This is a genomic window from Arthrospira sp. PCC 9901, from assembly GCF_059013425.1.
Genome location: NZ_CP102296.1, coordinates 2,062,689 through 2,075,185 on the forward strand (window position 1 = coordinate 2,062,689; position 12,497 = coordinate 2,075,185).

General features: G+C 42.5%; 6 protein-coding genes. 4 read left to right on the top strand and 2 right to left on the bottom strand.

What is annotated here, in order from left to right; translation table 11 throughout:
* Positions 1–12 precede the first annotated feature (12 nt).
* On the top strand, positions 13–3,804 hold the full coding sequence (locus tag NLZ44_RS09080) for an ATP-binding protein (RefSeq protein WP_493752564.1): 3,792 nt from the start codon (positions 13–15) through the stop codon (positions 3,802–3,804).
* Positions 3,805–3,868: 64 nt separating this feature from the next.
* Positions 3,869–5,065, top strand: a complete 1,197-nt coding sequence (locus NLZ44_RS09085) for a hybrid sensor histidine kinase/response regulator (RefSeq protein ID WP_493752565.1) — start codon at positions 3,869–3,871, stop codon at positions 5,063–5,065.
* Between the two features lie 34 nt (positions 5,066–5,099).
* On the opposite strand, the gene NLZ44_RS09090 is transcribed toward NLZ44_RS09085, so the two are convergent.
* Entirely contained in the window at positions 5,100–6,860 is a 1,761-nt protein-coding gene (locus NLZ44_RS09090; protein ID WP_493752971.1) for a serine/threonine protein kinase, read from the bottom strand.
* A 75-nt stretch (positions 6,861–6,935) separates the two neighbouring features.
* Positions 6,936–10,247 (bottom strand): tetratricopeptide repeat protein, encoded by a 3,312-nt coding sequence (locus NLZ44_RS09095; protein ID WP_493752566.1) that lies wholly within the window; start codon positions 10,245–10,247, stop codon positions 6,936–6,938.
* Between the two features lie 271 nt (positions 10,248–10,518).
* On the opposite strand from NLZ44_RS09095, the gene rpiA reads away from it, so the two are divergent.
* Together rpiA and NLZ44_RS09105 are read left to right on the top strand one after the other, a co-directional pair.
* A complete protein-coding gene (gene rpiA / locus NLZ44_RS09100; RefSeq protein WP_493752567.1) occupies positions 10,519–11,232 on the top strand; it encodes a ribose-5-phosphate isomerase RpiA in 714 nt (237 codons plus the stop codon).
* Between the two features lie 79 nt (positions 11,233–11,311).
* Entirely contained in the window at positions 11,312–12,493 is a 1,182-nt protein-coding gene (locus NLZ44_RS09105) for an aldo/keto reductase (protein WP_315638846.1), read from the top strand.
* The last annotated feature ends 4 nt before the right edge of the window (positions 12,494–12,497 follow it).

Here is a 12,497-nt window from a genome sequence, read left to right on the forward strand (position 1 = left end):
ACTCACCTAGCTATGATGCGTATCCCCAAAATGTGGTCTATCCGTCGTCGCTTAATTACCGGGATATCCTCTAAAATATCGCTGCGGGGACTGTTAGTTATCCCTTTTGTCGTCCAAATTTTTGCCACTGTTGGTGTCGTGGGATATCTGTCTTTCAAAAACGGACAGAAAGCCGTTGATGATTTAGCCCATCGGTTGATTGTCGAAATTGTAACTCGCATTGAAGAAAATATAACTCACTACTTAGAAATTCCTTTTATAGTAGGTCAGGATATTCAAGATACCGTAGCTTTGGGATTATTAGATATTGAAGATTTATCAGGATGGGAATTGTATTTCTGGAGAAAAGCCAAGTTTTTTGAATCAATTGATATTATTTCTATTGGTAATAAGCAGGGAGAATATCGCTCAACTGCCCGCACTCAAGATGGTCAATTACAAGTAGGAATTGCTGGGGCATCTACCAACTTTGATTTATATCGCTACAATAGCTTAGAGGCAATTAATAGGCAACCACCAGATTATATTGATCCCGATTATGATCCCCATGAGCGACCCTGGTATCGGGTGGCGATCGGCACTGATCAACCTGTTTGGAGCCCAATTTATACCCGGTTTGAACCCCCCCCAATTCTGCAAATTAGTGCTAGTCAAATTATTTATTCTTCCCCTGATTCCACGGAAGCTGATGGAGTCATGAGTATTGTCATCAGTCTGTCTTATATTAGTCAAGTTTTGAAGAGTTTAGATATTGGAGAAACCGGAGAGGCATTTATTATTGATCATGAGGGTTTATTAGTAGCAAGTTCTACCTCAGAACCCCTGTTTACACAGGAAGACGATCGCATAATTAGAAAGGCTGCTTTAGTTAGTGCAAACCCTTTAATTCAAGAAATCAGTAAATATTTAAAAGATGAATTTGATAGATTTGATCGCATCGATAATTCTTATTTTAGAAAAATCCCATTTAATGGTGAAACTCAATATATAAAACTGCTACCTTTTCGGGATGAACGGGGTTTAATATGGTTGATTGTGGTGGTGATTCCCGAAGCCGATTTTATGCAAAATATCCAAAATAATACCCGCCTTACCATGGGATTATCGGTGATTGCTTTAGCAGTAGCGATCGCCATAGGATGGATGACCGGAGAGTGGATTACTCGCCCCATTATCGATTTAGCGAAAGCGGCTAACGCCCTATCTAGGGGTAACTGGAATCAGAAAGTTGGAAATAGTTGCACTCAAGAACTCCGCACCCTCGCCAGGTCTTTTAAACAAATGCGGGGACAATTAAAACTTTCCTATAGTCAACTTCAGGAATACTCCTATAGATTAGAACAAAAAGTTGCCGAACGTACTCAACAACTCGAGCAAAAAGTTAAAATTGCCGAAGCCGCAGTCCGAGAACGTAAAGCTGCTGAAGCTGCACTTAGGGAGTCAGAACAAAAATTTTCTACAGCCTTTCATGCAGCCCCTAACCCCATTACAATTAGTCGTCTTGATGATGGTATTCACCTAGAAGTTAATGAAAGTTTTTGCCTAGTCACCGGATACAATGCGGAAGAAATTATCAATCGCACCCTGGACGAACTCAACCTATGGGTATATTCTTATCAACGGTCAGAGATGTTGGATATTATAGCCCAAAATCGTCAAGTCCGCAACTTTGAACTAGAATTTAGAACTAAAAATGGCGAGATTAGAAGCGGATTAGTTTCGGCAGATATCATTAATTTAAACAGCCAAGAATGTCTACTTACTAGCAGTAATGATATCACCGATCGCCGTCGAGCGGAAGAAGCTCTCCGCCGCCAATTTGAGAGAGAAAGACTGCTGCGACAAATCACCGAGGAACTCAGATCTAGCCTAGATCCCCAGCAAATTTTTCAAACTGCAGCCAACCGTATTGGTCAAACTTTCGGAGTCGATCGCTGTACGATTTACACTTATTTATCTAGCCCCACACCCCAAATTAAAGCCGTTGCCGAATATTTAAAATGCGAGTATCCCCCGATTTTAAATCAGGAATATCCCCTCGAAGATTATCCCTATATTGACAGGATTCTTAGTCAGGATATCGCCATCACTCACGAAAATATTAACACAGATAAAAACCTACAAGGAGCCTTAGAGTTTTGCCAGCAATTTGAGATCAAATCTCTTTTAGCTATTCGCACATCCTATCATAGTGAACCCAACGGCGCAATTTATCTAAGTCAATGTAGCAACAGTCGCACCTGGACAGATGAAGAAATCGACCTTTTAGAATCAGTAGCTGCTAAAATGGGAATAGCCCTCGCCCAAGCCAATTTATTAGAACGAGAAAAACAACAAAGGCTGAAACTAGCTACCCAAAATATTGCCCTAGAAGAAGCCAGACGCGCTGCCGATGCTGCGAACCGTGCCAAAAGTACATTTTTAGCCAATATGAGCCATGAATTAAGAACCCCCCTTAATGCGATTCTGGGGTTTAGTCAATTGATGTCTGATAACCCCATATTTGCTGAAGGTTCCCAGGAATTAGCAATTATTAATCGCAGTGGGGAACACCTCCTAGAACTCATTAATGATATTCTAGATTTATCCAAAATTGAAGCGGGAAAAATCACTTTAGAACTTCATCCTTTTGACCTGCATAGGCTTCTGGAAACCCTGGAGGAAATGTTTAAGTTAAAAGCTGCCCATAAAGATATTGTATTAAATATTAATCGCCCCTTAGATTTGCCTCGGTATCTGTTAGGTGATGAGAAAAAGCTGCGACAAGTTTTAATCAATTTACTCGCCAATGCTATTAAATTTACGACCGCCGGGGAAGTGACATTATACACTAAGACTCTACCGACACCTAAAGATGCTCATACAGATTCTAATACTGTACTGATGCAGTTTATAGTTGAAGATACAGGCCCAGGAATTTCACCCCAGGAAATCGATGCTTTATTTGATGCTTTTGTGCAAACAGAAACGGGGAGATCTTCTCAGGAAGGAACCGGGTTAGGATTGCCAATTAGTCGAAAATTTGTGCAGTTGATGGGAGGAGATATTACCGTTGATAGCACTATGGGTGTGGGGAGTAAATTTAGTTTTGAGATTCCCTTAGATTTAGCTACAGCCCAGCCCTTGATTATTACTCCTATGTGTAGCCGGAAAATTTCCATTGAATCCGATGGTCAAAATTACCGGATTTTGGTAGTAGATGAAGTCCCAGAAAACCGACTATTGGTAGCTAGAATTATAGAACCTTTAGGATTTGAGGTTTTGGAAGCAGAAAATGGTCGGGAGGCGATCGCCACTTGGGAAAATCATAAACCCCAACTAATTTGGATGGATATGCGGATGCCAATTATGGATGGCTATGAGGCGACCCGCCAAATTCGATCGCGCCCCTTTGGTGATACAGTTAAAATAATTGCTCTCACCGCCAGCGCCCTAAGTGAACAGGAGGTAGATATTATCAATGCTGGCTGTGATGATATCCTACGCAAACCTTTTCAGAATCCTGATTTACTGGAAAAAATGGCAATTCATTTAGGTCTGCGCTACCGTTATCTGATGGAACCTAACCCCCCTAGCGTCTCTTCTCAATCACTGCGCGCCCTGACACCGCAGGCTTTAATGGTTATGTCTTTTGATTGGCTAAAACGGCTTCATAAGGCGGCAATTTCTGGGGATGATGCGGAGGTATTCCAATTAATTACTGAAATTCCCGAATCGGAAACGGAATTAGTGGCCACTCTCACGGAGTTGGTAAATAATTTTCGATTAGATACAATAAATGATGTTACGAAAACTTTGATTTGATCGGAAAGCAGATCCGATGCTGCCCTAGGGTCATAGTAATAGTTTTATTATAGGGATTGCGAATATGAGTCGTGATATTAGTTCCGAGTTTCAACCGGATATTTTGATTGTTGATGATATTCCCGAGAACCTCCGCCTCCTCTCTCAAATGTTGCTAGAACAGGGCTATAAAGTCCGTAAGGCTATCAATGGTCAGCGGGCGCTACAGGCGGTAAAAGCGGAACCTCCTGATTTAATTTTACTGGATATTATGATGCCAGAATTAGACGGTTATCAGGTAGCTAAATATTTAAAAGATGAGCCGACAACTCGGGAGATTCCTATTATTTTTCTGAGTGCGTTGAGTGATACCATGGATAAGGTATTAGCTTTTGATGTGGGAGGGGTGGATTATATTACTAAACCCTTTCATGTTCAGGAAGTATTGGCGAGGGTGAGAACTCAATTAACCATTAGTCAACAAAAACAGCAATTAATCAGCCAAAATCAGCAATTAGAGCGAGAAATTAGGGAGCGCCAAAAGATAGAATCTGCCCTGCGAATTTATATTCATGCGATGTCCCATGATTTACGAAATCCGGTTACTGGAATGTTAATGGTGCTGCAAAATCTCCTCAAAAAAATACCAGAAAATTATGAGGAATTACCTGTAGCACCATCAATTTTAAAGCGTATGGCTAACAGTTGCACTCGCCAATTGGCTTTGATTAATTCCCTAGTGCAAACCAGCGATATAGAATTAAAGGGGATTCATTTAAATTGTCAATCCTTAAATTTGCGTCACTTTACTAACAGATTATCCCTGGAATTAGAGCTAATCTTACAAAAAGAACAGGCGGCAATTAATAATCAAATATCGGAAAATTTACCCTCGGTTAACGCTGACCCTAATCAGCTATGGAGGGTTTTTGATAACCTGTTATCTAATGCGATTAAATATAATCCTCCGGGTATTATCATCACTCTGTCAGCGGAGTTGATTACAGAAGTTATCTCCCCTAAAAATACCCGGGTTAAGTTAGTCCGATGCACTGTTCAAGACAATGGTAATGGTATGAGTGAACAGGAATTAGATGGGATTTTTGATTTATATAAACGGGGGCGAACTGTGGGGAATATTCAAGGGTTAGGTTTGGGTTTATATTTGTGTCGGCAAATTATCAACGCCCACGGTGGTAAAATAGGGGCGATCGCCACTCCAAAGGAAGGGGCAAAATTCTGGTTTACTTTACCTATATTTGATGATAAAATAGACAGATAAACAATTCTCTCAGCCTGGGGATTATTGCTGATGTCTATTTCCATCCCATTAGGCGTAAAATCGGGATAATTGTATAGTGAATTACTGCCAAAGATAAAGCTATAGTGCAGCCCAATAAACCCACAAAAGTAATGGCAGACCAGAACTCTAACCACTCAAGTTTCAGGGTAATTTGGGGAAATTGTAATAAATAAATTGGCAGGATATTAAAGTTAGCTAAACCCCAAAAAATGGCGCTGGTGGCGCTGGCGGAAACGATCGCATAAACCGAGCGATGGCTTTTCCAATCCAATCCCCAGGTTAAAATCACGGTAGTCATTCCTATACAAAACCATCTCGCCATAGCCAAATTGCCAAACCCTGGCACTAGGGAGATGGTACTGATAATGCGCCACAGTAACCCCCCCGTTAAATATCCTAATACACCCATCACGCCCGCCCATTTATAGTGACGGCGTTGCTGAAAACCTGCGCCATCGGTCAAGCCTAAACCTGTGCCTAATCCGGCTAAACTTAACACTATAATTTCCGCGCCCAAATTGTTAGATAGATGACTAAACAACAGGGGTAAAGAAGGCTTGAGTAAATCCCCTAATATTTGACCGAGGGGAGATTGATAGGCTAAAATTAACCCTAACCCCGCCCCCAGCATTCCTCCTGAACTAGCCAACCCGATTTGCCAAAGGGTTTCGGTGATAGCCTGAGATATAGCCAGGACGCTGCGCCCAACCAATTTCAATCCCCCCCAGATAATGCGATCGACTTCAATTAATGCAGTTTTGATGACATCAAGAAACAGTTGAGGAAAGGACATCATCCGGCGGGGATGCCTTTTCATCCTGGCGATGCGGAATAGATAGGTTTGAATATCATCAGCATTTTGGGGGCGCTCATTCACATCATTTTCGACCATACAATCAAGTAATTCGGCAAAGCCGGGAGTCACGGCTACCCGATGTTGCCATTGCAATTTTCCGGTCATGGGGTCTTCAAGTTCGGCGGGAAACAGACCCGTTAACAGGTGGATACAGGTTCGCCCCAAAGCATAAAAATCGGTGGCCGGAGTTATGGCGGCCCCAACTATTTGCTCCGGGGGACTATAACCGGGAGAAACTAGGCGGGTGTGGCTTCTGGGGGTAGTTTCTCGATCGCTATGGACTAAAGCCCCAATTTGTTTCGCGCCGCCAAAGTCAATCATCACCAAGGGACTATCGGCAAGCTGGCTGTAGTCGAGGGTTTGCGGGTGGGGTAAACGCAACATCAGGTTAGAGGGTTTCAGGTCTCGGTGTACAATTCCCCGTTTGTGTAACTCCCGCAAAATATCCAAAGCCTGATGCAGCCACAGCATGACCAACTCTTCAGGACAGCCTTGGGGATATTCGGCGAGAATTTCCTCGAGAGTAAGGCCGTTAATTTTTTCCATGATTAAGCAGGGAAGTTGTAAGGGGTTACGGTTGCGTCTTCGTAGGAAAAAATAGCCGTCTGGGACTACCCGTGGGACTCCCGAATGCTGTAGGGATGCCAAAACTCTGGCTTCTTGTTCAAATAATTCTAGGGCTTTGGGGTCGGGTTGCACGAGGACTTTCAGGACTTTTTCGGATTGGGTTTTCAAGTCCCAAATGGTGTACAGCCTGGAAAAGCCGCCACTTCCTAGACTGTTTAAGGGAATATAGCGATCGTTGAGTTGCAATGGCGCACCGCAACTTTGACAAAACCTATTACCCCAAGGCTGGCCATGGGGTTTAGGGCATTTGGGGTTAATACAGTGAACAGTAGATGAAACGGGATGTTCCACGATAGCGACCTTAGTGGTCCAACTCAACAGTTAATTGTGCTATCGTCCATGATAACGTTTCTGGGCGAGATGTTCCTAATTAGTCACGCGCCTTAATTGTTCAAAGGTTCGATACATTTGAATGGCTAACTGTTTAGGATTCCACAAGGGGGCGAGAGTTTCTGGTTGTTTAACTCTGGCTAAATGGTTACTAATTTGCTGTCTTAATGCGGGATTTTGACCAAATTCAATCCCTAGTTTGGTGTATTCTTCCCAACTCCAAGCTACACCTATATCAAGGTTAACTGATTTTAGGAAAGCATAACCCATCCGCGATAAATACTGTCTACCTGACCTGGTGACTACGGGTAATTCTGACCATAATGCCTCTAGGTTATGGGTTCCTCCATTGTAGGGGTAGGAATCTAACATGACATCCGCAACTTTATAAATCGCTCGGTGTTCTTCTTCGGTTGGGGTGAGTCCTAAAAAGATTAAACGATTGATGTCAACTCCTAGGTCTTCGCAGGCTTGGTTATACATTTCTCGCAGTAGTTTGGCATCCCCTTGACCTTTGCGAATTAATACACTATTGGGAACGGATCGCAGAATATTAACCTGGGCTTTGATCATCTCCCCATTGGTTTTTCGCCCCGGCGCAACGCATAGATAAGCTACGGCATTTGGGGGGATATTTAACTGTTGTCTCACCATGTTTCTATCTACGGGACGGGTGGGAAGTCCGGCTATGGCTACGGCGGTATCTGGTAGCCTAACTAGGCGTTCGAGATAATGTTTTTCTATTCCGGGTGGGTGAGTATTTTGGTCACAAATTAGATAATGGTTACTGGTGAGATAGGGGGCATCAAATCCTAACCAAGTTACACAAACTGGGGCGGGGGATTTATGCAAAACTTGCACGTTTACAGGAATGGTTACTGAGTCTAGATCAACTAATACATCAATGCGATCGCTTCGGATTTCTTGACTTAATTCTTCTGCGGAGGCAAAACCATTGGGATAGGATTTCGGCCAATAGCATTTAGCGACGGTTTGTTCATATCTGGCTGTTACCTCATCGGGGTGCAGTATGCCACTAATATATAAATTAATATGGGGGGTAATTGCGGACATTTCTTTGATGACTCCTTCGGCACACCAACCCACGGAATGGCGGCGAAAATGTTTGGAAAGAAAACCGATTTTTAAAGGGGAACGCGGTTCGGCATAAATAGACGGGGGAGTGGCTATGGGTTCTTGGTAATAAGATTGACAAATTATCTGATAAAATCGGGCGTTTCCTTCTAAGTTATCCCGGAGGTGGGGAACTGTAAATAAAATGATTTCATAAATTAGCCTGATTTCGATTTCGGTGAGGTTTTCTATGCTGTTATTACAGATGGTTTCTAAGTGTTCAAGTTTGGCTAATGCCTGTTCACAAGCGCCTGATTGAGTATAGGAAAAAATATAGGCGATCGCGCATAAGACGGGTAGAGTTTTACCGCAGTTTTCCCAGTAGCGATCGGCTACCTTTCTGGCTTTTCCTAAATTGGTGGAATGGCTGAGAAGATCACAGAGTTGTTGATAGGCTTCGGCAAAATCTGGTTTAAGTTCCAGCGCTTTTTCTAGGTTGGCTACGGCTTCTTTGGGTTCCTTTTGTTTTTGAATATGGGCGAGACGACAGTAAACTTCTGCCCATTCTGGTTTTAATTGTAGGGTTTTTTGATAGTTAGCGATCGCCTCTGGTAGTTGTCCAATGGTTGCCTGCATATTCGCTAAATTAGCATAGGCATCGGGAAAATTGGGTTTGAGTTCAATTACTTTTTGATAGTGATTAATGGCATCTTGGTGGCGGCGGAGTTTGGTAAAAATGCGGGCGGTGTGTAGATACAGTTCCGGCATTTGGGGGTTGAGAGAAATGGCTTTTTGTAACTGGTCTAAAGCCTCTTGTAAGCGGTCTTGCTGCACCCGTAAACAGCCGATATTAGCATAGGGTTCCGCCCAATTGGGTTTCCGGGAAATTGCCCGTTGATAACTGGCGATCGCTGGTTCATATTCACCCCGTCGCGCCAGAATATTGCCCAACTCAAAGTGAAAGTCGGCTTCTACTAAATCGGGTTTTAATTCTAAGGCGATTTTCCAGGAATTAATGGCGGCTTCTGTATTTCCTAATTGTTGATAAACTCTCCCTAAATTCCAATGTACCGCCGCCAAGTCCGGTTTAATCTCAATGGACTTTTTATAAGCGGCGATCGCTTCATTTACCTGCCCATTTTGCAGATACATGGTCGCTAGATTAGCATGAACTTCCGCAAAATTGGGATGAATTTCTAAGGCTTGATTATAGGCGCGAATGGCTGAGGATATTTTGCCTTGAAAATGTAAGGCATTACCCAGGACTACATAGACAAATAAAAAATTAGGATCGAGTTTTAAGATTTGCTGACAGGTGGCAACAGTTTCCTCTAATTTGCCTTGAGATAAATATAATTCTGCTTGTTTTTGTAATGATAATACCCTGGGATTTATCGGCTTTTCTGCCACGAATTTTTCATCAGTTTTAATTAATAACTGTTCAGTGGGAGGGGTAACTAAATCCTCTGATTCCTGGGTTTCTTCCTGATAGTGTAATTCCCCTTCTAAGACTTGACCCGAAAAATCTACCCCCTGTTCATCAAAACTATCGGTAGCATCTGCTATAAAATTCATCGATTCACTGATAGACCCCGAAACCGGAGTTTCTAGCCGGGATTTTAATTGGGCAATTTTCCCGATAATATCACTATGATTAGCATCAAGTTTTAGGACTGTTTGATAAGTAGCGATCGCCTCATCAATCTGACCATTTTTCTCTAGCGCTTCCGCCAGTTTGCGATAAAAATCCGGTCTGTCTTGTAGGTTAATCGCCCGCTGATAACAGGTAATAGCGCCCGCGATATCCCCTGATTTAATCAAAGCATTTCCTAGCATCCAATGAACAATCGCCAAATCAGGATCAATTCCCAGGCATTTCTGATAACAATTAATCGCCTCATGCCATCTCTGTTGCTGATAATAAACACCACCCAAATTACTATAAGCTATGCTATAATTTGGCTCAATTTCCAAACCTTGAGTATAAGCCCAAATAGCCAAATCCAGACAATTACAGATTTGCAGAGCATTACCAACCCGCATATAAGCACCAACCCAATCCTGCTGTAATTCTAAAGCCTTTTCTAAAGCCGAAATAGCTGCATCAATTTCCTGATTATAAATATATGATTCTGCCAACAGGATATAAATCTCTGCATGGTTAATATCCAGTTCTAAAGCCTTCATATAAGCCTCAATACTAGCTGGATAATCACCCTGAGCAAAAAAAACCTGGCCTTGACTACAATAAAGCTCAATCTGTTCTGAATTCACTAACTTTCCCCAAATGCGTGTTTATACAACTAATAATAATCTGTCAGCGTCTTAGGTAGAATTGGCAACCGTCCAACAGTTACCCCCAAATTCTCACTTATTCAAACCACCGCTCTGCTATGATATAATACAACACCAGGGCGACTTATCCAAGCCTAGGGAATTTTGCTGTTGACTCAAATCTGATGTTTGCCAAGGTACAAAACGCGATAAAGTAAAAATTGTTGATCAAACTACAGTTATCCAAAGCTGTCCTTTAGGAGTATTTAGCATGAGTCCAGAACAAGACCCCGTTAAGTTAATGAAGCAACAGGTTGGCAAAGCGGCAGCAGACCGGGTTAAGTCCGGTTCCATTGTCGGACTGGGAACGGGGTCAACCACAGCATACACAATTCAATTTTTAGGAGAACGCCTCAAAAGTGGGGAAATCAAAGATATTAAAGGCGTTCCCACCTCATTCCAAGCCTCTGTACTTGCCAAGGAATATGGCATTCCCCTCACCACTTTAGATGAAATTGACCATATTGATATCGCCATTGATGGTGCTGATGAGGTTGATCCTCACAAAAATTTAATCAAAGGTGGTGGTGCCGCTCACACTCGCGAAAAAATTGTAGACTGTTTAGCAGATCAGTTTATTGTAGTTGTAGATGGTTCTAAAATGGTAGATCGTCTGGGTTCTACATTTTTATTACCCGTGGAAGTTATGCCAATGGCGATGACTCCGGTAATGGCAGCCATTACCAAACTTGGGGGTAAACCTACCCTGAGAATGGGAGTCAAAAAAGCTGGACCTGTGATTACAGACCAGGGAAATATGGTGATTGATGTCAAATTTGATGCGATCGATAATCCCGCCGAATTAGAAAAAACCCTCAACAATATTCCTGGGGTTTTAGAAAATGGTTTGTTTGTGGGTGTGGCTGATGTTATCCTAGTGGGAGAAATCAAAGACGGTCAACCTGTTGTCCGCGAGATTTCCTAATCCTCAAAAAAAACTGGGGGATAGAAACCCAAACACTGGTTTCTGTTTCCCCTAATTGTTGCCATATAAATAGCTGATGATGCACTATAGAAGGTTTGGACGAACTGAACTGCCGATGCCTGTATTATCCTGTGGTGGAATGCGGTATCAATATCAGTGGCAAGATGCCTCTCCTGAAAAAATACCCCCCGAAAGTCAGCGGAATTTAGAAGCGGTAATTCGCCGTTCCCTAGAGTCGGGAATTAACCATATTGAAACCGCTAGGGGTTATGGTACATCGGAGATGCAACTGGGTTGGATTTTACCAAAACTACCCCGCGAAAGGCTAATTATTCAAACCAAAGTTTCCCCAAAACCAGACCCGGCTGAGTTTCGCCGTGACTTTGACAAATCTCTGAAATATTTACAGTTAGACTATGTGGATTTATTGGGTCTGCATGGGATTAATACCCCGGAACTGTTAGAATATTCGATTCGACCCGGTGGCTGTTTAGAAGTCGCTCAAGAATTACAAAAAGAAGGAAAAGTCAGATTTATTGGCTTTTCCACCCACGCGCCAACGGATGTTATTGTTAATGCGATCGCTACTGATAAATTCGACTATGTTAACCTACACTGGTATTATATCAATCAACTAAATTGGCGCGCCATTGAAGCCGCCAACCGTCATGATATGGGAGTGTTTATCATCAGTCCTTCTGATAAAGGGGGGAAATTATATGATCCGCCTCAAAAGTTAGTAGACCTATGTTCTCCCATTAGTCCCATTGTATTTAACAACTTATTTTGTTTATCTCATCCCCAAGTTCATACCCTCAGTTTAGGCGCATCGAAACCTACAGATTTTGATGAACATTTACAGGCTATGGACCTCCTAGACCGTTGGGATGAAATCTTACCCCCCATTTTAGAAAAGCTAGAGAAAACCGCTATAGAAGCCCTAGGGGAAGATTGGTTCAAGACATGGAATCAGGGTTTACCTAACCCAGAAGATACACCCAATAATATTAATATTCCCATCATTCTCTGGTTAAGAAATTTAGCGATCGCATACGATATGACCGAATATGGTAAAATGCGCTATAACTTACTGGGAAATGGTGGTCATTGGTTCCCCGGACAAAACGCCGCCACTATTGACCAAGTAGATTTAAGTGACTGTTTAAAAAATAGTCCCCACGCCGATAAAATCCCCCAATTATTGCGAGAAACCCATCAACTGCTAGGCGGTCAATCCGTCCCCAGATTATCTCAAAGTTAAGTTA

Excerpts from the sequence above, each read along its gene's own strand:
- NLZ44_RS09080 (WP_493752564.1), top strand. The coding sequence starts at position 13 with ATGATGCGTATCCCCAAAATGTGGTCTATCCGTCGTCGCTTAATTACC.
- NLZ44_RS09085 (WP_493752565.1), top strand. The coding sequence starts at position 3,869 with ATGAGTCGTGATATTAGTTCCGAGTTTCAACCGGATATTTTGATTGTT.
- rpiA (WP_493752567.1), top strand. The coding sequence starts at position 10,519 with ATGAGTCCAGAACAAGACCCCGTTAAGTTAATGAAGCAACAGGTTGGC.
- NLZ44_RS09105 (WP_315638846.1), top strand. The coding sequence starts at position 11,312 with ATGCACTATAGAAGGTTTGGACGAACTGAACTGCCGATGCCTGTATTA.